The sequence below is a fragment of the Streptomyces odontomachi genome, assembly GCF_024435355.1.
GTDB lineage: Bacteria > Actinomycetota > Actinomycetes > Streptomycetales > Streptomycetaceae > Streptomyces > Streptomyces odontomachi.
Window position 1 is genome coordinate 67,461 of record NZ_JAMJWG010000003.1, and the last position, 22,892, is coordinate 90,352.

Annotated in this window: 19 protein-coding genes; 9 read left to right on the plus strand and 10 right to left on the minus strand. The window is 71.5% G+C overall.

The window, feature by feature from the left end:
* Positions 1 to 117 precede the first annotated feature (117 nt).
* Entirely contained in the window at positions 118 to 1,110 is a 993-nt protein-coding gene (locus NQO67_RS08200; RefSeq protein ID WP_255948695.1) for a WD40 repeat domain-containing protein, read from the minus strand.
* Positions 1,111 to 1,200: 90 nt separating this feature from the next.
* Entirely contained in the window at positions 1,201 to 1,653 is a 453-nt protein-coding gene (locus NQO67_RS08205) for an Lrp/AsnC family transcriptional regulator (RefSeq protein ID WP_255948697.1), read from the minus strand.
* 138 nt (positions 1,654 to 1,791) lie between these two features.
* Between NQO67_RS08205 and NQO67_RS08210 the strand changes: the two genes are divergently transcribed.
* From NQO67_RS08210 to NQO67_RS08220, 3 genes are all read left to right on the plus strand, one after another.
* Entirely contained in the window at positions 1,792 to 2,748 is a 957-nt protein-coding gene (locus NQO67_RS08210) for an SMP-30/gluconolactonase/LRE family protein (RefSeq protein WP_255948699.1), read from the plus strand.
* Between the two features lie 17 nt (positions 2,749 to 2,765).
* Entirely contained in the window at positions 2,766 to 4,817 is a 2,052-nt protein-coding gene (locus tag NQO67_RS08215; protein ID WP_255948710.1) for an NAD(+) synthase, read from the plus strand.
* Positions 4,818 to 4,937: 120 nt separating this feature from the next.
* A complete protein-coding gene (locus NQO67_RS08220) occupies positions 4,938 to 6,251 on the plus strand; it encodes an MFS transporter (RefSeq protein WP_255948718.1) in 1,314 nt (437 codons plus the stop codon).
* 79 nt (positions 6,252 to 6,330) lie between these two features.
* On the opposite strand, the gene NQO67_RS08225 is transcribed toward NQO67_RS08220, so the two are convergent.
* Entirely contained in the window at positions 6,331 to 6,720 is a 390-nt protein-coding gene (locus NQO67_RS08225; RefSeq protein WP_308295631.1) for a LamG-like jellyroll fold domain-containing protein, read from the minus strand.
* Between the two features lie 355 nt (positions 6,721 to 7,075).
* Between NQO67_RS08225 and NQO67_RS08230 the strand changes: the two genes are divergently transcribed.
* Complete coding sequence (locus tag NQO67_RS08230; protein WP_255948722.1) at positions 7,076 to 7,822, plus strand: SGNH/GDSL hydrolase family protein; 747 nt, start codon at positions 7,076 to 7,078, stop codon at positions 7,820 to 7,822.
* An 87-nt stretch (positions 7,823 to 7,909) separates the two neighbouring features.
* On the opposite strand, the gene NQO67_RS08235 is transcribed toward NQO67_RS08230, so the two are convergent.
* The 4 genes from NQO67_RS08235 to NQO67_RS08250 are packed head-to-tail and all read right to left on the minus strand — an operon-like array spanning position 7,910 to position 11,740.
* Positions 7,910 to 8,509, minus strand: a complete 600-nt coding sequence (locus tag NQO67_RS08235) for a hypothetical protein (RefSeq protein WP_255948724.1) — start codon at positions 8,507 to 8,509, stop codon at positions 7,910 to 7,912.
* A 14-nt stretch (positions 8,510 to 8,523) separates the two neighbouring features.
* Complete coding sequence (locus NQO67_RS08240; protein WP_255948726.1) at positions 8,524 to 9,423, minus strand: carbohydrate ABC transporter permease; 900 nt, start codon at positions 9,421 to 9,423, stop codon at positions 8,524 to 8,526.
* Positions 9,420 to 10,385, minus strand: a complete 966-nt coding sequence (locus tag NQO67_RS08245; protein WP_255948728.1) for a carbohydrate ABC transporter permease — start codon at positions 10,383 to 10,385, stop codon at positions 9,420 to 9,422. Before NQO67_RS08245 ends, NQO67_RS08240 begins: the two co-directional genes overlap by 4 nt.
* A gap of 56 nt (positions 10,386 to 10,441) precedes the next feature.
* On the minus strand, positions 10,442 to 11,740 hold the full coding sequence (locus NQO67_RS08250) for an ABC transporter substrate-binding protein (protein ID WP_255948730.1): 1,299 nt from the start codon (positions 11,738 to 11,740) through the stop codon (positions 10,442 to 10,444).
* A gap of 606 nt (positions 11,741 to 12,346) precedes the next feature.
* On the opposite strand from NQO67_RS08250, the gene NQO67_RS08255 reads away from it, so the two are divergent.
* From NQO67_RS08255 to NQO67_RS08275, 5 genes are all read left to right on the plus strand, one after another.
* Positions 12,347 to 15,154, plus strand: coding sequence for an exo-rhamnogalacturonan lyase family protein (locus NQO67_RS08255; protein ID WP_255948732.1), 2,808 nt, complete (start codon positions 12,347 to 12,349; stop codon positions 15,152 to 15,154).
* 723 nt (positions 15,155 to 15,877) lie between these two features.
* Positions 15,878 to 17,284, plus strand: coding sequence for an MFS transporter (locus tag NQO67_RS08260; RefSeq protein WP_255948734.1), 1,407 nt, complete (start codon positions 15,878 to 15,880; stop codon positions 17,282 to 17,284).
* 227 nt (positions 17,285 to 17,511) lie between these two features.
* Complete coding sequence (locus NQO67_RS08265) at positions 17,512 to 17,955, plus strand: DUF2771 domain-containing protein (protein ID WP_255948736.1); 444 nt, start codon at positions 17,512 to 17,514, stop codon at positions 17,953 to 17,955.
* A 7-nt stretch (positions 17,956 to 17,962) separates the two neighbouring features.
* Positions 17,963 to 18,691 carry a futalosine hydrolase gene (locus tag NQO67_RS08270; protein ID WP_255948738.1) on the plus strand — a complete coding sequence of 243 codons (729 nt, stop codon included), beginning with the start codon at positions 17,963 to 17,965 and terminating at the stop codon, positions 18,689 to 18,691.
* A 31-nt stretch (positions 18,692 to 18,722) separates the two neighbouring features.
* Positions 18,723 to 19,607: a 1,4-dihydroxy-6-naphtoate synthase gene (locus tag NQO67_RS08275; protein WP_255948740.1), complete on the plus strand. Its 885-nt coding sequence runs from the start codon at positions 18,723 to 18,725 to the stop codon at positions 19,605 to 19,607.
* 129 nt (positions 19,608 to 19,736) lie between these two features.
* Here the strand turns inward: NQO67_RS08275 and NQO67_RS43715 are convergent, their stop codons facing one another.
* From NQO67_RS43715 to NQO67_RS08290, 3 genes are all read right to left on the minus strand, one after another.
* Positions 19,737 to 20,120: a cold-shock protein gene (locus NQO67_RS43715; RefSeq protein ID WP_308295632.1), complete on the minus strand. Its 384-nt coding sequence runs from the start codon at positions 20,118 to 20,120 to the stop codon at positions 19,737 to 19,739.
* Between the two features lie 695 nt (positions 20,121 to 20,815).
* Positions 20,816 to 21,439 (minus strand): HAD family hydrolase, encoded by a 624-nt coding sequence (locus NQO67_RS08285; protein WP_255948742.1) that lies wholly within the window; start codon positions 21,437 to 21,439, stop codon positions 20,816 to 20,818.
* Between the two features lie 192 nt (positions 21,440 to 21,631).
* Positions 21,632 to 22,882, minus strand: coding sequence for a hypothetical protein (locus tag NQO67_RS08290; RefSeq protein WP_255948744.1), 1,251 nt, complete (start codon positions 22,880 to 22,882; stop codon positions 21,632 to 21,634).
* Between the last annotated feature and the right edge of the window lie 10 nt (positions 22,883 to 22,892).

Genomic DNA, 22,892 nt, shown 5'->3' on the forward strand with positions numbered 1-22,892 from the left:
CGCACTCACTCCGCGGGCTCGCGCTCGGCCGATCCGGCGCGGATCGAGTCGTCGGTGGTGGCCCCGTTGTACACCGCGTCGAAGGCGGCGCTGACGATGCGCCGTGCCCACCCGAGATCAGAAGGACAGGTCCCAGACCCGTACGACCCCGTCCCGGCCCGCGGTCACGGCGACCGGGCGATCCCGCAGCGTGGTGATCGTCACGGCTTCGACGCTCGCCTCGTGACCGGTCGCCGGGGGTCCGGCGGGGCGCCCGCCGGCGAGGTCCCAGAACCGCACGGTCCCGTCCGCGCCACCGGTCACCACGATGGCCCGGTCACCGACCGTGGCGACGTCCAGGGCGTTGATCTCACCCTCGTGGCCGGTCAGGGGTTCGTGGATCGGATCGTCGTCCTCGTCCCCGGAGAGGTCGAACGCGTAGACGTTTCCGGAGTCCGTGCCCGCCACGACGACGGGGCCGCCGTTCAGCCGGGAGAAGGCGACGGCGTAGGCCCGCTGCTCGTCGTCCAGGTGGAACGAGGCGACCTCGGCACCGTTCGCCACGTCCCAGACCGCCACCTCCTCCTCCCCGCCCCCGGCGACCAGCGGACGGCCGTCTATCCGTGCGCTGGCCAGGCCCCAGACGGAGCCGGCGTCCAGCTCCACCGAAGGCACGTCGGCGGACGGTCCCAGCACCCGGAGCCCGTCCCAGTGGACCCCGCTGCCCACCACGAACAGGGCTGGGCCCTCCCCCCGCACCGCGGCTATGGACGAGACGTAGGGCTCGTCGTAGGACGCCCCGCGGAGCAACGCGCCGCTGGCCAGGTCCCAGACGGCCGGTCCCTGCTCATCGCCGCCGGCGGCCACGACCACCCGCCCGTCGGAGACGGCCACGGCGACCGAGTCGACGTCGTTCCTGGCGTCCGGGTACGCGGCGGCGAGGGGATCTTCGGCGAAGGCGTACGCCAGGGGCCGTTCCAGCCATGCGTCCTGCAACGGCGCCCAGCTCCACACCGTGTAGAAGCCGGTGCACACCACCAGCGGCGCCCCGTCGACGTCGACCACGGCGAGGTCGTCGATCCGGTGCTCGCCGGGAGCCGCGCTGCTCAGAACCAAACGATCGTCAGACACGCCGGCAGGATAGGCGGCGGGTGTGACAGGCCCCCTCGGGCCCCCTGAGTCCCCCGAGCCTCCTTGGCACCCCATGTGGCACCCCGTGGCTCACCCCTGATCGGCGATGCCGGGAGACACCGGCCGTTCGAAGAACGTCTCCAGCACCACCGTGGCCCGCGTCCCGCTCACCCCGTCGATGGCGTATATCCGCCTCAGCACGTCCTGCAACTGCCCGGTGCTCGCGGTCCTGACCTTCACCAGCACCGCGGCGCTCCCGGCGATGACGTGCGCCTCGACGACCTCGGGGAGCGCGGCGAAGCTCTCCGCGGAGTCACCCATCCAGGACGTCGAGTCCACCGTCACGTAGGTCAGCACGCCGCCGCCGACCGCCGCCGGGTCCACCTCGGCGGCGGTGCGGCGGATGACACCCTGCTCCCGCAGCTTCCGCACGCGTTCGTGGGCCGCACCGGCGGAGAGGCCCACGGCCTGGCCGAGTGTGGCGTAGGACTGGGTGGCATCCTGCTGGAGATGTGCCAGCAGGGCACGATCTATGTGATCCATGACTCTGTGATCCACGACTCTCCGTTCGGACCGACCTTGCAGCGACCATACGTCATCCAGCAGTCTTCACTATGAGCCGAAGCACATTCGACGCTCGGCGCACGGTATTCGGCACCCGTCCGGCTGGGAAGGACCCGCATGACCAGCGAGCACGCAGCACCGCTGTACGAGATGCTCGACGACCGGTTCCGCACCGGTCGCTGCATGAACGGCGATGACGGCCTGGAGCTCCTGTACACCGGCTGCCGCTGGGCCGAGGGCCCGATCTACCTGCCCGCCTGGCGGCAGGTGATCTGGAGCGACATCCCCAACGACCGGATGCTCCGGTGGGACGAGGAGACCGGCGAGGTCAGGGTCTTCCGCCGCACCGCCGGCCACACCAACGGCAACACGCTCGACCGCGAGGGCCGGCTGATCAGCTGCGAGCAGGGCAACCGCCGGGTGACCCGGACCGAGCACGACGGCACCCTCACCGTGCTGGCCGACCGCTGGCAGGGCAAGCGCCTGAACAGCCCGAACGATGCGACGGTGAAGTCCGACGGCTCGATCTGGTTCTCCGACCCGGACTTCGGCATCCTCACCGACTACGAGGGTTACCGCGCGGAGAGCGAGATCGGGGCCAACAACGTCTACCGCATAGATCCGGCCACCGCCGAGGTGCGGCTGGTCGCCGACTGCTTCGGCGCTCCGAACGGCCTGGTCTTCTCGGCCGACGAGCGGCGGCTGTTCGTCTCCGACACCCGGGGAGGCGTCATCCGGGTCTTCGACGTGCGCGAGGACGGCACGCTGTCGGACGGTGCGGTCTTCGCCGAGGCCGCGCCCCGGGAGCGGGCCCGTTTCGACAACATCCGCTTCGACGACGCCGGCCGGCTCTGGGTGGGCGCGATGGACGACGGGGTGCACTGCTACGACCCCGACGGCACGCTGATCGGGCGGCTCAACGTTCCCGAGGCGGTCGCCAACATCAGCTGGGGCGGTGCCAAGCGCAACCGTCTCTTCATCACGGCGGAGACCAGCCTCTACTCGGTCGTCATGGGCGTCACGGGTACCCACCCGACCGGGCCGGGGCGCAGGCCGTGGCTGGACGCCCGGTGACAGGACACGGAGGGCCGATGAACTTCTGGTCGATCTACGAGCACGGCTTCGCGCGGGTCGCCGCGTGCACCGGCCACGCCACCATCGCCGACCCGCAGCGGAACGCGGAGGCGGTACTGCGGCTGGCGAACCGCTGCGCGCAGGAGGGCGTCGCCGTCGCGGTCTTCCCGGAACTCTGCCTGACCGGCTACTCGATCGAGGACCTCCTGTTGCAGGACGCGCTGCTCGACGAGGTCGAGACAGCGCTTGCGACGGTGGTGGCCCGCTCGGCGGAGCTGCTGCCGGTGCTCGTCGTCGGCGCCCCGCTGCGCCATCGCCACCGGATCTACAACTGCGCGGTCATCGTGCACCGCGGCCGGATCCTCGGCATCACGCCCAAGTCGTATGTCCCGAACTACCGCGAGTTCTACGAGAAGCGGCAGATCGCGGCGGGCGACGACGAGCGCGGTGGAACGATCACCGTCGGCGGCGCGACGGTCCCGTTCGGCGTCGACCTGCTCTTCGCGGCCCAGGACGTCCCCGGCCTGGTGCTGCACGTGGAGATCTGCGAGGACATGTGGATTCCGGTACCGCCGAGCGCGGAGGCGGCGCTGGCCGGCGCGACCGTCCTCGCCAACCTCTCGGGCAGCCCGATCACCGTCGCGCGCGAGGATGACCGGCGGCTGCTCTGCCGGTCGGCGTCCATGCGCTGCCTCGCCGCGTACGTCTACGCCGCGGCCGGTCTCGGCGAGTCGAGCACCGACCTGTCCTGGGACGGCCAGACGATGATCTACGAGAACGGGGTGCTGCTGGCCGAGACGGACCGCTTCCCGCTCGACGACCAGTACGCGGTGGCCGACGTCGATCTCGACCTGCTCCGGCAGGAGCGCCACCACACGGTCACCTTCGACGACAACCGCCGCACCCACGCCGCCCGCACCGACGGCTTCCGCCAGATCGCGTTCCGGCTCGACCCGCCGCGGACCGACCTCGGGCTGCGGCGCCGGGTCGAGCGCTTCCCGTTCGTGCCGGCCGACGCGAGCCGTCTCGCCCGGGACTGCTACGAGGCGTACCACATCCAGGTCGCCGCCCTCCAGCAGCGGCTGGCCGCGATCGGCGGCCCGAAGGTCGTCATCGGGGTGTCCGGTGGCCTCGACTCCACGCACGCGTTGATCGTCGCCGCCCGCGCGATGGACCGTGCAGGGCGCCCGCGCAGCGACATCCTCGGCTTCACCATGCCCGGCTTCGCCACCAGCGACCACACCAGGGGCAACGCCCACAAGCTGATGCGCGCCCTCGGCATCACCGCGGCCGAACTCGACATCAAGCCGACCGCACGGACCATGCTGGAGGAGATGGGCCACCCGTTCTCCGCCGGCGAGCCGGTGTACGACATCACCTTCGAGAACGTGCAGGCGGGCCTGCGCACCGACTACCTGTTCCGGCTGGCCAACCAGCGCGGGGGCATCGTGCTCGGCACCGGTGACCTGTCCGAGCTGGCGCTGGGCTGGTGCACGTACGGCGTCGGCGACCAGATGAGCCACTACAACGTGAACTCCGGTGTGCCGAAGACGCTCATCCAGCACCTCATCCGCTGGGTCGTCAGCAGCGAGCAGTTCGACGAGGAGACCGGCGAGACGCTGACCGCGATCCTCGACACGGAGATCAGCCCCGAGCTCGTCCCCGGGGAGGAACTCCAGTCCACGGAGGACAAGATCGGCCCGTACGCGCTGCACGACTTCACGCTCCACCACGTGCTGCGGCACGGCATGCGCCCGTCGAAGATCGCCTTCCTGGCCTGGCACGCCTGGCACGACCGCGACGCAGGTGTCTGGCCGCCCGGCTTCCCCGACCCCAAGCGGAAGGCCTACGACCTGCCGACCATCCGGCACTGGCTGGACGTCTTCTGCCGCCGCTTCTTCGGGTTCGCCCAGTTCAAGCGCTCGGCCCTGCCGAACGGGCCGAAGGTGTCGGCCGGCGGTTCCCTCTCGCCGCGCGGCGACTGGCGCGCACCGTCCGACAGCACGGCACAGGTGTGGCTGCGGGACCTCGCGCGGTTCGACGAGCCGGGGCCGGAGGGGCACCGATAATGACTTGACCCGCCGATCAGGCCCTTCATACGTTAGTCGTCTTGCCCTTTTCGGGGTGGGGTCGCACGAGACGCTGCACGGCAGCGCGGTGCGGCTGGATCGTCCCGAAAGGGTTCCACCGTGCGCGCATGGCTCCCCGACGCCCGCGGCCACCGACGACTGTTCTCGGCACTGTCCATCGACGCCCTGGGCACGGGCCTCTTCCTGCCCTTCTCGGTCCTCTACTTCACCGCGACGACCGACCTGACCCTCGGCAGGGTCGGCCTTGCCCTGTCCATCGCCGCGTTGATACGCATACCGGCCACCCCGGCCTCCGGCATGTTCTGCGACCGCTTCGGCGCCCGCACCACGGTGATCGTCTCCAACGTCACCCAGGCGATCGGCTTCCTCAACTACCTCCTGGTGGACTCCTCCTTCGCCCACCTGCTCGTCGCGGCGATCGTGGTGCAGGTCGGCAACTCGGCGTTCTGGGTGGCCTATCCGGCCCTCGTGCACGACGTGGCGGAAGGGAAGCAGCAGGAGTCCTGGTTCGCCCTGATCACCACGTTGCGCCATGCGGGTCTTGGCGTCGGGGCGCTGGGCGCGAGCCTCGCCGTGGCGGTCGGCGGGAAGAACGGGTACTTCGCGATCGTCGCGGTCAACGCGGTGTCGTTCGCGGTGGCGGCGGTGTTGACGCGGCTGGACGCCGCGCGCGGTGCCCACCCGGCAGGCGACTCGTCCTCCCCCACCGCCGGGAACGGCCTGGACGACTCCGATCTCCCGGAGCCCCCGGCCAGTTGGGCAACCACCCTCCGAGACCGCCCGTTCCTGGGCTTCGTCGCCCTCAACTTCGGCCTGGCGCTGCTCTCGCTCGCGTTCGGCCTGGCCGTCCCCGTCTTCCTGGTCGACACGGTGCACCTGCCGCCGTGGATCCCCGGCACCGTCCTGGCGGTCAACGCCGTACTCAGCGCGGCGGGCGCCACCCCCGTGGGCGCTGCCATCACGGGCCGCCGCCGGCACCGCAGCCTGCTGGCCTCGCAGGCCGTCGTCGGCGGCGCGTACGTCGTGGTGCTCTGCTGCGCGTACGTACGGTCCGCCGCGTTCAGCATCTGCCTCGCGCTCGCCTCGGTCGTCCTGATGACCGTCGGCGAACTGATCCAGAGCCTGGTCGTCTCCCCCATCGTCAACGACTGCGCCACCGCGGCGAGCCGAGGCCGGTACAACTCGCTCTCCCAGATGGCCTTCAGCATCGGCGACGTGGTCACCCCGGTCCTCATGACCACCCTCCTCGCCCACGGCCCGGCCGCCACGTGGCTGCCGATGGCGGCCCTGGCCCTGGTCGACATGCTCGGCATCACCCTCCTCGCCAAGCGCCTTCCGGCGATGCGACGACGGGTCAACCAGGCCGACCCGACCGAACCGGACAGCCGGCTCATCGAGGCGGACGGGTTGTAAGGGGGTGCAGGCGAGCGGGCCGACGGGTTCATGGCCCGCGTAGGCCCGCACGAACGACGTCGGCCCGCAGCAACGGCGATCAGGCCACGGCGCCGCCCACATCACTGCCCGACGGCCACCCGGCCGGCTGCGCGACCGACTGGCTGCCCAGGGCACCGTCGAACACCCGCACCTCCTCGACCGCGCCGGCGAAGTACTCGCTGCCCGCGGCGCCGGTGCCGTCGCGTCCGACCTGGAGACCGGTGGTCGACAGGTCCCAGTCGTCGGTCCACTTCACGGCGGAGCCGTCCCATTGGCCGTTCACGTAGTACCGGACTCCTCCGAAGGCCGCGCGCATTCGACATCTCGAACGATGGCCGATTATCCGGACAGCATGCGATAATAAGCGGCCCCCAGGGCACGTCAATACCTTCTGCACGACCTGGGACAGGGGACCAGCCCGCCCCCGGTCCCGAAATCTTTCGCGCATCTTGACCCCTGAGAGGGCGTCATCTTCGCACTACAGCAGGGCTTTTCCGAGGCGGTCGCCTCGCTCGGGCCGTGAACTCGCCCCGCAGGGGCTCTTGCAGGACGAAAACAATCGGGGGCAGACTCCGAGATGTTTCACCGTGGGTCGCCACCGCCTCAGCCATCACCGGTACCGCTGAAGCCGCGACGCTGCGGGTACCGCCGGAACCGCCAGACCGACGGTGCCGACGGTCGGCCCCGGGCCGACCGGCTCCGCTACACCCCCGAACCACCCCTCGGCGGCGCCATGCCGGCTGCCCGCCTGACCTGGTCCTCCGCGAAGGAGGGCCTTCAAGGAGATGGAAAGGAGACGGAGCATGGCAAGAACGAAACGTCTGCTCACCGGCTTCATCGCGATCGCGTCCATGATGCTCGCGCTGCTCACCACCACCGCCACCACCGCCCAGGCCGGGACCACCGAGTCCAACGGCGGGGTGAAGGTCATGCCGCTGGGCGACTCGATCACCGACGGCATCACCGTGCCGGGCGGCTACCGCATCGACCTCTGGAACAAGTTCGTGTCGGGCGGCTACAAGGTCGACTTCGTCGGCTCGCTGTACAACGGCCCCAGCAGCCTCGGCGACCACGACCACGAGGGCCACTCCGGGTGGACCATCGCCCAGATCGACCAGAACGTGGTGAACTGGCTGCGCGCCTCCACGCCGCACACCATCCTGCTGCACATCGGCACGAACGACATCTACGGCAGCGACCCCGGCGGCGCGCCGTCCCGGCTCTCCACCCTGCTCGACCACATCACGGCCACGGCACCGGACGCCGAGGTGTTCGTCGCGCAGATCACCCCACTCGCGTTCGACGACTCGATCGTCCGCTCCTTCAACGCGGCCATCCCCGGGATCGTGCAGAACAAGGTGAACGCCGGCAAGCACGTCCACATGGTCGACATGTACGACGCACTCACCTTGTCCGACCTGGCGGGTGACGGGGTGCACCCCAACGCCAGTGGCTACAGCAAGATGGCCAACGTCTGGTACAACGCGCTGCTTTCGGTGCCCGGCAGCATCGGCAGCAAGTCGGCGGCGGCCGTGCCCGGTCGGGGATGACGCGTCCTGCCGACCGCTGATCGCGTGCGAGCACGCGCTCCGGTGCGGTCCGCCTCCCCCGCGGGCCGCACCGGAGTCATGTCATCGTCAGGAGCGCGATCGTGCGGGCCGCCGCGTGCGCCGTTCCACCGCCACCCCGGCCATGACCAGCAGACCGGGCAGGACCATGACGAACGCCGGTGCGTGCGCGGCGACCACGCCGAGCACCACGAGGGCGCCGACCAGCATCAGGCTGCCCGGCCAGTCACGCAGCACCAGCGGCGCCGCCTCGGCCAGCACGGTGCGCCAGCTGTCGCCCGGCCGCCACCGGGCCGCGGCGCGCACCCCGGTGAGCAGGACCGCGACGAGCGCGAGCGCCAGGGGCGGCCCCGTGACCGTGCCGCCCGGCAGGCCGGCGAGCAGGGCGAGGGTGTCCAGGGCGGCGACGGCGGCGACCGCGAACGGGGCGAGCAGCGCCACCGGTTGCCGCAGCGCGCCGCCGACGAGGTGCAGGAAACGGCGGACGGTGGGCGTGCGGTCGTCCGCCACCAGTTCCCGCAGCAGGACGGCACCGGCGCCGGCCGCCGCCAGCGAGGTCACCACCGGGAGCGCGGCGACGCAGACCAGTACCCCGACGAGCAGCACTTCGGCGGGCAGCCGCAGGTGCCGCAGCAGTCCTTCGGAGGAGGGATCGGGAGCCGCTTCCATCGCCTTCGGCCCCCTCAGCCCTTCAGCCCCGACGTGGACACGCCGTCCACCAGGAACCGTTGGAAGGCGAGGAAGAACAGCCCGATGGGCACCAGCGCCAGCACCGACATGGCGAACATCGGGCCGAACGCGGAGTTCCCGGTCTGGTCGATGAAGATCCGCAGGGCCAGCGGGACGGTGAACTTGGCCGGGTCGTTGAGGTAGATCATCTGGGTGAAGAAGTCGTTCCAGGTCCAGATGAACGTGAAGATGGCGGTGGTGATCAGGGCCGGCCGCAGCAGCGGCAGGATGACATGGCCGAAGGTCCGGTAGGGGCCGCAGCCGTCGACGGTGGCCGCCTCGTCCAGCTCGCGCGGCAGCGTCCGGATGAACTGCACCATCAGGAAGACGAAGAACGCGTCGGTGGCGAGGAACTTCGGCAGGATCAGCGGCCAGAAGCTGTTCACCATGCCGAGCTTCTGGAACACGATGTACTGCGGGATCAGGACGACGTGCTGGGGCAGCATGATCGTGCAGATCATGAAGCCGAACAGCGGTCCGCGCCCGCGGAAGTGCAGCCGGGCGAAGGCGTAGGCGGCCAGCGAGCAGGACAGCACGTTCCCGGCCACCGCGCCCACCGAGACGGCCAGCGAGTTGCCGAAGTACCGCCAGACGCCGTACCCGGCGACGCCGTGGAGGACCTCGGTGTAGTTCCCCGTGGTGCCGTGCTCGGGCAGCAGCGCCAGGCTGGAGAGGACCTCGTCGGCGGGCTTGAACGAGGTGGAGACCAGCCAGCCGACCGGGTAGAGCAGCAGCAGGACGACGGCCACCACCAGCACGTGCCAGAGCACGGAACGGCCGGCACGGCCCGCCGACCGCTTCCGGGCACCGGCCGGCCCGTGGACCGCCGTCACCGTCGTCGCCTCGGCGCTCATCGCTTGTCCTCCCCCGCGTAGAAGACCCACCTGCCGGCGCTGGCGAAGAGCAGCGCGGTGATCAGCGCGACGACGATCAGCAGCACCCAGGCCATCGCGGAGGCGTAGCCCATCCGGAAGTCGGTGAAGCCGCGCTGGTAGAGGTAGAGCGTGTACAGCAGCGTGGAGTCGCTGGGTCCGCCGCGGCCACTGCTGATGATGAAGGCGCTGGTGAACGACTGGAAGGCGTGGATGGTCTCCAGCACCAGGTTGAACAGCAGCACCGGGGAGAGCATCGGCAGCGTCACCGCGAAGAACCGGCGCACCGGCCCTGCACCGTCCAGGGCTGCCGCCTCGTAGAGGTCGCGCGGCACCTGCTTCAGGCCGGCCAGGAAGATCACCATCGGGGCGCCGAACTGCCATACGGCCAGCGCGATCACGGTCAGCAGGGCGTACCGGGGCTGGTCCACCAGGCTGCCGGTGTGCAGCCCGAAGGCGCCGAGCACCCGGCTGACGACACCGCCGTCGCCGTACATCGCCCGCCACACCAGGGCGACGCTGACGCTGGCGCCGAGCAGCGACGGGGCGTAGAAGGCCGAACGGTAGAAGCCGGTGCCGCGCCGGCGCTTGTTCAGGAGCACGGCGACCGCGAGCGCGAGACCGAGCTTGAGCGGCACGGAGACCACCACGTACTCCAGGGTGGTCGTCACCGCGTGCCAGTAGCGGTCGTCCTCGCCGAACATCTTGACGTAGTTGTCGAACCCGACCCACTTCGGCGCGTCGAACAGGTCGTAGTCGGTGAACGACAGGTAGAGCGACGCCAGCATCGGGCCGATGGTCAGCAGGCTCGCGCCGATGACCCACGGCGACAGGAAGACATAGGCCGTGCGGTCACGACGGCGGCGCCGGCGCCGCTGGGCCGTCGCCCCGGCGCCGACCGGTGCGCGGTCGGCCACCGGTCGCGTCAGTGCGGTGTTCGCCATCGGTCACCCTTCCTCCGTCGCCGGTGGCCGCCCGGCGCTCTCCCTCTGACCCGGGTTCACGAGTCCAGCGAGTCCTGGGCGTCCTTGACCACCCGCTCCGCGGCGTCGGCGACGCTCGTCTTGCCGAAGATCACGTCGTCGTAGACCTGCTGGAAGTCGGTCTTGATCGCCGAGGAGCCGGTGGGCCACAGCCAGGTCGCCGAGGGGCCGAGGCGGTCGGTGACGCTGCTCTCGTAGTCGCACACCGCCTTGTCGCCGGCGGTCGCGGCGTCACACACCCGGGTGCGGATGTCGGTGTTGGCCGGCAGTCCGCGGGTGGCGCCCAGGGCCTTGCCCGCCGCGGGATCGTTGACGAGGAAGTCGAGCAGCTTCTCGGCGGCGTCCTTGTGGGAGGAGTGCTGGGCGACGCCGTAGTAGACGGGCGGCAGCGCGGCCATGCCGGTGCGGTCGCTGCCGGCGGCACCGGGCAGCGGGGCCGCCTTCAGGGTGCCCTTGTACGAGGCGTTGTACGACGTCAGGTTGGAGTCGTAGTTCATCTCGGACGCGGCCTGCTTCAGCACCAGCGCCGACGTCTGCATGGAACCGTCCATCTTCGTGGTCGCCTGCGGTGCGCTGACGCCCTTGGCCTTGCGCATGTCTCCGGTGAGGTTCCAGAACCTCGCCAGGTCGTCCTTGGTGAAGGCGAGCTTGCCCGCACTGGTGTAGAGCTGCTTGCCCTGCGCGTGCAGCCAGGACTCGAACCAGTCGACGGCCCAGCCGAAGTCGGTGGTCCCGGGGGTGCCGGTGGCGGAGCCCACCTTGTTCATGGCGGTGGTGAACTGCTCCCAGGTCCAGCCGTTGCCCTGGGACGGCAGGGTGACGCCGGCCTTCTTGAAGAGCGCGGTGTCGTACACCAGCACCTGCGCGGTCTGGCCGGCCGGGATGGCGTACTGGGCGCCGTCGACCTGACCGCCGGACAGCAGATTGCTCGGGATCTTGTTCACCCGGATCGCCTTCCCGGCGTCACCGAGATCGGCCAGCACATGCCGGTGGACGTACTCGCCGAAGGTCGGGCGGTCCAGCTGCATCACGTCGGGGGCCGCGCCTCCGGCCATCTGCGTGGTCAGCTTCTGGACGTAGTCGGCGTAGCCGCTGAACTCCGTCTTGACCTTGATGTCCGGGTACTTCTTCTCGAACAGCGCGACGGCCTTCTCGGTCGCGTCGGCGCGGTCCTGCGCACCCCACCACACGAACCGGATGGTCTGCGGACCGTCACCCCCCGACGACGAGCCGCACCCGGTGAGGACACCGGTGAGGGTGACCGACAGCGCGGCCACCGTGGTCCAGACGCCCCGGCGGGACCATTTACCTGGCATGGCGTTCCCCTATCACCCGCACGGGCTAGGTCTGAATCGTTTCACGGCCACGCACGCTAAGGCGACTACGACGGCTAGTCAAGAGATTTGGAAAGCGCTATTCGTGGCGGGGAGGAGGTGGGGCGACGGTTTCGCCGTCACCGCGCCGCCGACGAAGAGGTCTCCGCACCGGCGCTCATAACCATTACCAATAGGACGAAATCCTCCCATGGACGCGCTCCCACCCCGGACCCCCGGACACCCCCATCGACGCGGCCAACGAGGCCGAGGGAGCCGCAGCCGACGGCAATTACGTGCCGTATGCATGAGATTTTCGAAAGCGCTTACTGTTTACCGCTCCATCCCTTGACAAGGCCCCACCTCGGACTTTAGATCGATTCAGCATTCCCGCGTTTCTCGCTGCACCCACACGTCACGGACACCACGGCCACGTCGTCACGCACCCGGACAGGGAAGTCCCGAGCCCCGTCACGCGCCACCTCGACGCACCGTCCGCGGAGGTGACGGCGCCCCGCGCCATCCCCATGCCGCCCATGCCGTCCCACTCCGCACCCGTCCCGCGCCGTGCGCCCGCCCGAGTCCGTACCCCGCTGCCGGAGGCCAGCCATGCCCGCGCCGTCGTCGCCCTCACCATCTCCGTCGCCGTCGCCGTCGCCTGCGTCCTCGGCGGCGCCGTTCGACCGCCGCAACTTCCTCGTCGGGGCCTCCGTGGCCACGGCCGCCTTCGCGCTGGGCCCGGCGGCCCGTGCGTCCGCCGCAGGACCGGGCGCGGCTGCCGCCGCCGGACCGGCCGGGCCCGCCAGGGCGACCGGGCCGGCCGAAGGCGTCGACCTGCACTGGCTGGACGGCGCGCCGGCGGCCGGCACCGGCACCGCGTGGGGCGTTCCCTGGCCGAAGGGGACCATGGCGAAGGACGCCACGTTCGCCCTGCGGGACGACGCCGGCACGGCGGTCCCGGTGCAGTCCTGGCCGCTCGCGCACTGGCCGGACGGATCGCTGAAGTGGACCGGGCACGCCATCGCGGCCGACACCGCGGCGGACGGCTACCACCTCGCGCCCGGCACCCCCGCCGCGCCCGCGCACCCCGTGACGGTGAAGTCGACCGGCACCGAGATCGTGCTGGCCAACGGCGTGGTGGAGGTCCGGCTGTCGAAACGCGGGCCGATCGCGATCCGCTCCATCAGCCGGGACGGCCGCACCACCGCGCACGACGGCCGGCTGGTCCTGCTGCTCCAGGACCGGCCGGAGGACGACGACACCCCCGTGCGCACCGGCTGGACCGGAGTCGTGGAGTCCGCCGTGGTCAAGGAGGCGGGAGCGGTGCGTGCCATGGTGGAGCTGTCCGGCTCCCACCACCGCGACGAGGGCACGGCGCACGGCCGCGGCGGGCGGGCGATCCTGCCCTGGGTGCTCCGGGTCTACCTGGGCGCGGGCGCCGAATCGCTGCGCCTGGTGCACCACTTCACCTGGAACGCCGACACCTCCCGGGACTTCGTGCGCGGACTCGGACTCCAGCTGGCCGTCCCCATGGCCGACGAGGCGCACAACCGGCACATCCGCTTCGGCACCACGTCGGGCGGCGTCTGGGGCGAACCCGTGCGGGTCCTGACCGGGCTGCGCCGCGACCCCGGCGAAGCCGTCCGCACCGCGCAACTCGCCGGCACCGCCACACCACCGGTCTCGGAATGGGCCCAGCAGGTGCGGGACGGCTACCAGCAGCTCGCCGTCTGGAACGACTTCACCCTCTTCCAGGGTTCGCCCGACCACTTCTCGGTGTGGAAGCGCACGTCGTCACACGGCAGCTGGCTCAAGCACGCAGGACACGGCAAGCGGGCCTCCGGCTACGGCTACGTGGGCGGCGCCGGCGGCGGGCTCGGCGTCGGCATGCGGGACTTCTGGCAGCGTTTCCCGCGCGCCCTGGACGTCCGTGGCGCCGGCACGGACACCGCCACGGTGACCCTGTGGTCGTGGTCGCCGCTCGGCGGCGCGATGGACCTGCGCCACTACGACACCACCGGGCACGGACTCGACCTCGCCTACGAGGACGTGCAGGAGGGGTTCAGCACCCCCGAAGGCATGGTCCGCTCCACCGAGATGGAACTCTGGGCGCACGCGGCGACCCCGTCCCGCAAGACCGTCGTCGCCCTGTCGACCGCCGTCGCCGCCCCGCCGCAGCTGGTGGCGGCCCCGGAGTGGTACCACGCCGCCGGGGTCTTCGGCCGCTGGAGCCTGCCCGACCGCAGCACCCCCGCACGGGCCGCGCTGGAGGACTCCGTCGCCGCGGACGTGGAGTTCTACCGCAAGCAGGTCGACGAGCGGGAGTGGTACGGCTTCTGGGACTACGGCGACGTGATGCACACCTACGACACCGACCGGCACACCTGGCGCTACGACGTCGGCGGCTACGCCTGGGACAACGCCGAGCTGGGCACCGACGCCATGCTCTGGTACGCGTTCCTGCGCAGCGGTGACGCGGCGACGTTCCGGCTGGCACACGCGATGACCCGGCACGTATCCGAGGTGGACACCCACCACACCGGACGCTTCGCCGGGCTCGGCTCCCGGCACAACGTCATGCACTGGGGCGACGGGGCCAAGGAGGCCCGTGTCGGCGAGTCGTACACCAAGCGGTTCATGTACTACCTCACCGCCGACGAACTCCTCGGCGACCTGATCCGCAGCTCCCTGAAGGCGGACGAGACCCTGCTCACGGTCGACCCGCTGCGCGAGGTGCTGCCCCCGCAGGACAAGGCGCCGGCCCGGGTGCGGATAGGACCCGACTGGTACGCGCTGATGGGCAACTGGCTCACCGAGTGGGAACGCACCGGCGACACCAGGTGGCGGGACCGCATCGTCACCGGCATGCGCGACATCGCCACGTTCCCCGCCGGCCTGTTCACCGGTGAGGCGGGCGGTGCGGTCGGCTTCGACCCCGGCACCGGGCACCTCGTCAACTTCGAGAAGGGCGACTTCGACGGCGGATACAACCTGTCGATGGCGTTCTGCGGCGAGCAGGCCCTGTGGGAGGCGCTCGACCTGGTCGACGTACCGGAGTTCCGCCAGACCTTCCTCGACTTCGCGCGCTACGTCCAGGCCCCGTCCGACGAGAAGATCGCCCGCTACGGGCGCGACTTCAATCCCGGCGCGTTCAAGACGATCTACTCCCGCGTCACCGCCTGGGCCGGTGAACAGCTGGACGACCCGGCGATCCGGAAGCGCGGCTGGGACCAGTACCTTGCCGACCCGGCCGGCAAGCCGTGGCCGTCGACTACCCGCGTCGACGGCGATGCGGTGCCGGAGGCGGTCGACGAGGTCCCGAACGCGGCGACGAACGATGCGGCGCAGCGGGGGCTTGCGATCATCTCGCTGCTCGCGGTGGCGCCTGGGGAGGCGCCTGCGGTAGCGCTGCGCTAGCGGTGCCCGGTCGTCCGGGGGCCCGGTGCCGTTGCACGTGACCGTGCGTCGTGGCCTGTGCCCACCCGTTCCGCCCTGCGGAACGACTGCCCACAGAAGGTTTGGGGCGGTGCCCCCTTGTCCCTGGGGTGCCGAAGGGCCGCCTTTGCTGGGGTGGGTGGGTCGGTGTCGCGGGGGTATGTACGTGCTCGGCCGGCGCGATTGCCCTGGACCGCCAGTTCACGGCACCCAGCGGCGGTCCTGCGCGCGCACATACCCCCACGACACCTCCCGTCTCAGACGCGGCTCTCCCCCGGTGGTTCCTTTTCCTTCCTCCACCCCTTTCGGGGTGTCGCCCCCCACGGGCATGGGGCAAGGCCCACCGGGGTGCGGGTCGCGTACGAGACGGGAGGGGGCGTGGGGGATGTGCGCGCGCAGGACCGCCGCCGAGTGCCGGTGAACTGACGGTCCACGATCATCGCGCCGGCCGAGCACGTACATCCCCCACGCCCCCGACCCACAACGAAACAGAAGGCGACCCCAGCCACAGCCGACCCGCAGTCGCAAACACGCACCAGCGCACCGGCACACGCCGCGCACATCAAAGCCCGTCCGGCGATTGAGGACGAGGCCGTCAAGGCCGACAAAGGGGGCCTGGGGGCAAAGCCCCCAGAGGGGGGCACCCACGGGGGCGGCCCACGTGGAAAGACACGTACGGGACCGTTCTGGGGGCACTATGACGGAATGGCAGCCGCGCGAGCGACCCTGACGCCAGACGGTTCGGCCCCCACCCGCCGAACCGTCCTGCGTACCGTCCACACCCTCACCCGCGCCCTCCGCTACCCCGTGACCGCCACCCTCCGCAGCATCCGCAAGGCCACGCACGCCCACGGCGCCGGCGAGTCGGGGCTCGCGAAGTTGATCGAGTTGCACGGCGTCAACGGCGCGGGCGACGTCATGATCACCGTCGCGCTCGCCTCGACGGTGTTCTTCTCGGTGCCCACGGGCGAGGCCCGTGGCCGCGTCGCGCTCTACCTCGCCGTCACCCTGGCCCCGTTCGCCCTGCTCGCGCCGGTGATCGGCCCGATCCTCGACCGCGTGCCGCACGGCCGCCGCGCCGCGATGGCGACCGCGATGCTCGCCCGGGTGGTGCTCGCGCTGGTGCTGTCCCGCGCGGTCTCCTCCGGCACGCTGGAGCTGTATCCGGCCGCCCTCGGCGTGCTCGTCGCCTCGAAGGCGTACGGCGTGGTGCGCAGCGCGATCGTGCCGCGGCTGCTGCCGCCCCGGTTCTCGCTGGTGAGGGCGAACTCCCGGGTGACGCTGTGCGGGCTGCTGGCGACCGGCGCGGCCGCCCCGGTCGCGGCCTGGCTGCATCTGGTCGGGCCCGCCTGGCCGCTGTACGGCGCCTGCGTGATCTTCATCGTCGGATCGGTGCTGTCGTTCCAGTTGCCGCCGAAGGTCGACTCGGGCAAGGGCGAGGACAAGGCGCTGCTGGCGGCCGACGAGGCCCATCTGCGCGCCTCGCGGATACGGCGGGAGCGCCCGCGCCGGGGCCTGCGGTCGGTGGGCCCCGCGGTCATCCCCGCGCTGGCGGCGAACGCGGTGCTGCGCTGCCTGTCGGGTTTCCTGATCTTCTTCCTGGCGTTCCTGCTCAGGGAGCACCCGCTGGCGGGCCAGAGCGCGGCCGTCTCGCTCGGCATCGCCGGTGTCGCGGCGGGCGCGGGCAACGCGCTCGGTACGGCGGTGGGCGCCTGGTTGAAGTCGCGCGCCCCCGAGGTGATCATCGTGACGGTGGTGGCGCTCGCGCTCGGCGTGGCGGTCGCCGCGGCGATCCTGTTCAGCACGGTGCTGGTGGCGGCGCTGTCCGCGATGGCCGGTTTCGCGCAGGCGCTGGCGAAGCTGTCGCTGGATGCGTTGATCCAGCGGGACGTGCCGGAGGCGGTGCGCACGTCGGCGTTCGCCAGGTCGGAGACGTTGTTGCAGATGGCGTGGGTGGTCGGTGGCGCCGTCGGCATCGCGCTGCCGCTCAACGGCACGTTGGGACTGTCCGTCGCCGCGGCGATCGTGGCCTCCGGGTGGCTGACGACCGTCCGGGGGCTGTTGCGCGCGGCCCGGCACGGGAGCCCGTTCTCCCGTACGCGGGTGATCTGAGGACATGCGTACGCGGGTCATCTGAGGTCATGTTCGAGGCCCGGCGCGACCGGCGCGCGGCGCGCCGGGCCCCGCGCACCGCGCGCCCGCGCCCGGCCGGATAACCTGCGCCTATGACCTCCCAGCCCACGGCAAGACGGCATCCGCGGTCGCCGCACCGGCAGCCGCGGCCGTCGCGGTGCCGGCCGCCGCGCCCGACGCCGACGCGGGCCGGGCGGCACCGTGCCGTGGCCAGGCTGGGCACGTTCGGCGCGGTCTGCGCGGGGCTGGCCGTGCTCTCCGGCTGCCAGAAGCCGACGCCGTTGGTCACCGTCACCTCCGGCCGGGACTCCGTGCACGCGGAGACCGACTGCTACGACGACGGCAGGCAGTTGCCGACGTCGGCGCTGGAGCGGTGCCTGCGCGGCCGGCACAAGACGCTCGGCGTGGACCCTGACGCCATCGTGCGGTTCGGCGTGGATCCGGTGGTCGCGGACAGGGGCTGGGCGATCCTGTTGAACGGCCGGCCGCTCAGCGACGTCAGCCACAAGACGTACCGCACCATCCCGGCCAGCGTCTTCTTCGACCGGCAGTACGGCGCCACCGGACCGGCCAGCACCGCGAGCGTGCTGGAGGGCAGCGGCCGGAAGTTCACCGGGCTGTGGTCGTTCACGTTCACCAGGAAGAGCTGATCGGGGCATGCGGATACTCGTCGCCACCGCGGTACCACCCGAACGGGATGCGGTGATCGCCGCGTTCGCGGCCCCGGTGCGGGAGTCCCGAATCCCCGGGGCCACGCTCGTCACACCGCAGCCGGCCGGGGGGTCCGGGGAGCCCCACGCGGCGGCGGCGCGCTGGGACCTGGTGGCCGCCGGGGTCGGGCCGGCCCGGGCCGCGGCCACCACCGCGGCGGCGCTCACCGCCGCGGCGCTCGTCGGGCAGCCGTACGACCTGGTGGTCAGCGCGGGCATCGGCGGCGGTTTCGCGCCGGCCGCCCCGGTGGGCGCCGTGGTCGTCGCGGACGCGATCACCGTGGCGGACCTGGGCGCCGAGACCGCGGACGGCTTCGTGCCGGTCACCGCGCTCGGCTTCGGCACCGTCACCCACCACCCGCCGCCGGACCTGGTGCGGGCCGCCGCCACCGCGGCCGGCGCGGTCACCGGCACCGTACTGACCGTCTCCACCGTCACCGGCACCGCCGCGCGCGCCGCCGAGCTGCGCACCCGCCATCCGTCCTGCGTCGCCGAGGCGATGGAGGGCTTCGGGGTGGCCGAGGCGGCCGCCGCGCATGGCGTGCCGGTGCTGGAGGTCCGTGCGATATCCAATCCCGTGGGCCCGCGCGACCGGGCGGCCTGGCGCATCGACGCGGCGTTCGCCGCGCTCACCGAGGCGTTCGGGAAGCTCCGTACCGTGCTCGAAGGTCCGTGACGGGCCCGTAGTGAGAAAGAGGCGAGGCAGCATGACGTACCCGACTGACACCCCTTCCGCGCAGCCGTCCGGCGGCCGCCCCCTGCGGATGGCCTACTCGCCCTGCCCGAACGACACCTTCACCTTCCACGCCTGGGCGCACGGCCGCGTCCCCGGCGCACCGCCGGTCGAGGTCACCTTCGCTGACATCGACATCACCAACGGCATGGCCGAGCGCGGCGAACTCGACGTGCTCAAGGTGTCGTACGCCGTGCTGCCGTGGGTGCTCGACCAGTACGCGCTGCTGCCGTGCGGCGGTGCGCTGGGCCGTGGCTGCGGGCCGCTGGTGCTCACCCGCGAGCCGGGCCGTGACCTGCGGGGTGCCACCGTCGCGGTGCCGAGCGAGAAGTCGACCGCCTACCTGCTGTTCCGGCTGTGGGCGGCGGCCACCGTGCCGGGCGGGGTCGGCCGGATCACCGTCCTGCCGTTCGACGAGATCATGCCGGCGGTGCGGGACGGCCGCGTCGACGCCGGCCTGGTCATCCACGAGGCACGCTTCACGTACCAGAACTACGGGCTGCATTGCCTGGCTGACATGGGCGAGCACTGGGAGGCGACGACCGGTCTGCCGATCCCGCTGGGCGCGATCATCGCCCGCCGCTCGCTCGGCGAGGCCACTCTGAAGCAGCTCGCGGAGTCGGCACGCGCCTCGGTCCGGATGGCCTGGGACGAGCCGGAGGCCTCCCGCGGGTACGTACTCGAACACGCGCAGGAGATGGACCCCGCCGTCGCCGACCAGCACATCGGCCTGTACGTCAACGAGTTCACGGCCGACCTGGGCGAGGACGGCTACGCGGCCGTGCACGGCCTGCTCACCCGCGCGGCGGCCGAAGGCCTGGTGCCGGCCATCGCCCCGGACGCGCTGGCCTACCCGTAGCCGAGGACGTCGTACCTGTACCCGTACCGGTACCCGTACCCGTATCCGTATCCGAGGCCGTCGTGGGCGGCCACCCGGCATGTTTCCGTCCTGCACCGGGGGCCGGCCGCCACGTACGGGGCTGTGGCGCTATACGTCCAACTGGTCCGCGACGGCGCGCAGTAGGTCGGCGATCTTCTTGCCGGACGCCTTGTCCGGGTAGCGGCCCTTCTCCAGCATCGGGGTGATGTTCTCCAGCACCGTGGTCAGGTCCTGGACGATGGAGGCCAGTTCGTCGGGCTTGCGGCGCTGGGCCGCGGCGACGGACGGGGTGGGGTCGAGCAGGGTGACGGAGAGCGCCTGGTCGCCACGGTGTCCGGTGACGACGCCGAATTCGACCCGCTGCCCCGGCTTGAGCGCATCCACACCGGCGGGCAGTACGGAGGAGTGAACGAAGACGTCGCCGCCGCCGTCGCGGGAGAGAAAGCCGAAGCCCTTCTCGCTGTTGAACCACTTGACCTTGCCGGTGGGCACCTGAAGTCCTCGTCCTCGTAACTGGTCATGCCGCATCATCCGATGGAATACGGCTCCGGATAGCACTACAGCGGGTCACCCGACCCGCCGTCACCAAGGCTAATGGTCCCGTGGCTGGTGACAAGACGCCGCCGGAGTGCCTACCCGCTGGGAACTACCCGGCTCGGGTGCGGCACAAAACCACGGCCGCCGACACCCGCCCACTGATCGGCCGGTTTCGAATGATCGGCCGGTTTTCCCTCGCCGGTTTCCCATCTGCCGTTACCCGTTGGGACGGTGGTTTTCCCGCGCGGTGGTGAGGACGCGGTACCGGGCTGCCGGGCAGCGCTGCGCGCCCCAACTGCCGGGCCGACGCGTGACGGGATGCCGCGTGCTGATGTCCCGTGCTGATGGACCGTGCTGATGGACCGTGCTGATGTCGCGTACTGATGTCGTGTGGAGATGTGGTGTGGAGCGGATAGCGGGGACTCTTCGGTGTTGTCCGGGCGCGAGTACTTCGACTCGGGATAGCGGGCCGGGTCGGGATACGAGGCTTTCCGGTTTCCGGTCGGATGGATTCCGGTTCGGCGTTCCCGGATCCCCGGATTTCGGGTGTCCGGGTCGGTTTCCAAGCGACCGGTCCGCGTTTCGGGCCGTCGTTCCGTTTCCGGTTCGGGCCGACAGAGTTAGGTGCTTACTACACCATTACCGGATGCTCAGACCGCCGTCGCCCGGTACTGCGTGAGCCAGGCGGGGAAGGCCAGCAGGTCGGGCAGGACGGTGTCGGCACCCGCCGCGCGCAGCTCCGCCGCGCTGCACGGTCCGGTGGCCACCGCCACGGACCGGGCGTTCGCGGTGCGCGCCCCGCGGACGTCTCCCGTGTGGTCGCCGACGTACACGCCGGCCCCGTGCTCGCGCAGCGCCTCGGCCTTCGCCTCCGCCCACAGGTTTCCGACCACCACGTCGGCGTCGATGCCGAGGTGCTTCACGTGCAGCAGGGCGTTGGCCTGGTACTTGGCGGTGACGACGACGGCGCGACCGCCGGCCGCGTGCACCGCGTCGATCGCCTCGCGCGCGCCGGGCATCGCGAGCGTCGGAGCGATGGCGTGGTCCGGGTAGATCGCCCGGTACCGGTCGCTCATCTCCGCGACCCGTTCGGCCGGGAACCAGTGCACCAGTTCCTCGGCCAGCGGTGGCCCGAGCCGGGTGACGGCGAGATCGGCGTCTATGTGGACTCCGGTGGCCTCGGACAGGGCCAGGTAGGCGGCGCGGATGCCGGGTCGGGAGTCGATCAGGGTCATGTCCAGGTCGAAACCGACCGTCAGGGCGCGCGAATTCATATGACTTATTCTGCCTACTCCGGCGCCACTTTCCGGCGAGGCGTCCCTCACATGCGGCCTCGCGACCGGTTCATCCACGGCATCACGAGCGGTCATCCGCGGCCTCGCGACGGATCATCCACGGCCTCACGACCGGTCGTCCACTGCCGCACGAGCGGTCGTCCGCGGCTTCTCGTCCCGGCGTCCGCTGCCTCACGACCGGCGGCGCTGCGACCTCCACACCAGGAAGGCGGCGGACGCGAGGGCCGCGCCGCGGACCACCCAGGGCCAGGTCTGGGCGATGGCGTCGCTCATGTGCTCCTGAGCCAGGTCGGCACCCCAGCGGTGGTGCTCCCTGCCCCAGAGCCAGACGATCCCGGCGGTGACGGCAAGACCGGGCAGCACCATGACCGCCCACTTGACCTCGGCCGCGGTCAGCCGGCGCGACGCGTAGGCGATCACCCAGCCGAAGGCGAGCGCGAGCCAGCTGCTGAGCACGGCACCGGCGACGAGGGCGGCGGCCGCGAGCAGGAGCAGCGGGTTGTTCCAGCTGAGCCGCGCCCGGCTCGCCGGCGCCACGGCGTCGGCCTGCGGCGCGGTACGGCGCCGCAGCAGGCGCCGCAGTCCACGTGGGCGGGGGGCGGCGGGCGCGGCGCCGCCCTCGGCTCCGGCGGCGGCCGGGTCGGCCGGTGCGCCGGTGCCGGGGCCCTTGCCGGTCGTCTCCTCCTTCGGCGCCGGGGGGCGCAGTATCTCGGGGATCTCCACGCCCCCCGTGAACCCGGGAGCGATCTCCATGCCGCCCAACGGAGCGCTGTCGATGCGCCACCAGTCCGGCTGAGCACTCGGGTCACCCAACTCGCCGGTGGACGCGAGGTGCGGCGGCGACGGTGCCTGGGCGGCGGGCGGTTGGGTCGAACGGGAGTCGGGCTGTGCGTTCGGGGTGGCTCCACCGGGGCGGGGGCGCGGCACCTTGCGCAGGGACGGCTTGCCGCGCAGCACCTTCGACCAGGGTGCGCGTGCATCGCCGGCGCCCTGGCCGGGGCGGGCGTCCTTCGGGTGCTGGGCGGGGTCGGCGACGGTTCCGTCGTCGGATCCCGCCACGGTGCCTGAGGCGTCTGACGTGCGTGAGGTGCGCGAGGCCGGTGCGACGGGGGCGGCGGGTGCCGCGGGTGGTCCGGATGCGGCCGCCGCGCCGTGGGGCGGGGCCGTCGGCTTCGCCGCCTGGTGGGCCGTGCCGGTGCCGGCCGCCTCGACCACCTCGTCAGGGGTGCCGAGGCGGGCGAGGATGCGCCGGACCGCGGCGGGGCTGTCAGGGGTGGTGGCCTTGGCACGGCGGCGTTCGATCTCGCCACGCAGTTCGTTGACGAGGCGCATGCGGGTGCCGGACGGGAGCTGCTGCTGTTGAGCGAGGTCGCCGACCCTGCTCAGGTAGTCGAAGACGAGCTGATCACTCTCGATCCCCACGAAGTCCCCT

Coding starts and splice junctions, on each gene's coding strand:
- NQO67_RS08210 (WP_255948699.1), top strand. CDS start 1,792: ATGACCAGCGAGCACGCAGCACCGCTGTACGAGATGCTCGACGACCGG.
- NQO67_RS08285 (WP_255948742.1), bottom strand. CDS start 21,439: ATGAATTCGCGCGCCCTGACGGTCGGTTTCGACCTGGACATGACCCTG.
- NQO67_RS08205 (WP_255948697.1), bottom strand. CDS start 1,653: ATGGATCACATAGATCGTGCCCTGCTGGCACATCTCCAGCAGGATGCC.
- NQO67_RS08230 (WP_255948722.1), top strand. CDS start 7,076: ATGGCAAGAACGAAACGTCTGCTCACCGGCTTCATCGCGATCGCGTCC.
- NQO67_RS08275 (WP_255948740.1), top strand. CDS start 18,723: ATGACGTACCCGACTGACACCCCTTCCGCGCAGCCGTCCGGCGGCCGC.
- NQO67_RS08215 (WP_255948710.1), top strand. CDS start 2,766: ATGAACTTCTGGTCGATCTACGAGCACGGCTTCGCGCGGGTCGCCGCG.
- NQO67_RS08270 (WP_255948738.1), top strand. CDS start 17,963: ATGCGGATACTCGTCGCCACCGCGGTACCACCCGAACGGGATGCGGTG.
- NQO67_RS08225 (WP_308295631.1), bottom strand. CDS start 6,720: ATGCGCGAAAGATTTCGGGACCGGGGGCGGGCTGGTCCCCTGTCCCAG.
- NQO67_RS08250 (WP_255948730.1), bottom strand. CDS start 11,740: ATGCCAGGTAAATGGTCCCGCCGGGGCGTCTGGACCACGGTGGCCGCG.
- NQO67_RS08235 (WP_255948724.1), bottom strand. CDS start 8,509: ATGGAAGCGGCTCCCGATCCCTCCTCCGAAGGACTGCTGCGGCACCTG.
- NQO67_RS08255 (WP_255948732.1), top strand. CDS start 12,347: ATGCCCGCGCCGTCGTCGCCCTCACCATCTCCGTCGCCGTCGCCGTCG.
- NQO67_RS08240 (WP_255948726.1), bottom strand. CDS start 9,423: ATGAGCGCCGAGGCGACGACGGTGACGGCGGTCCACGGGCCGGCCGGT.
- NQO67_RS08260 (WP_255948734.1), top strand. CDS start 15,878: ATGGCAGCCGCGCGAGCGACCCTGACGCCAGACGGTTCGGCCCCCACC.
- NQO67_RS08245 (WP_255948728.1), bottom strand. CDS start 10,385: ATGGCGAACACCGCACTGACGCGACCGGTGGCCGACCGCGCACCGGTC.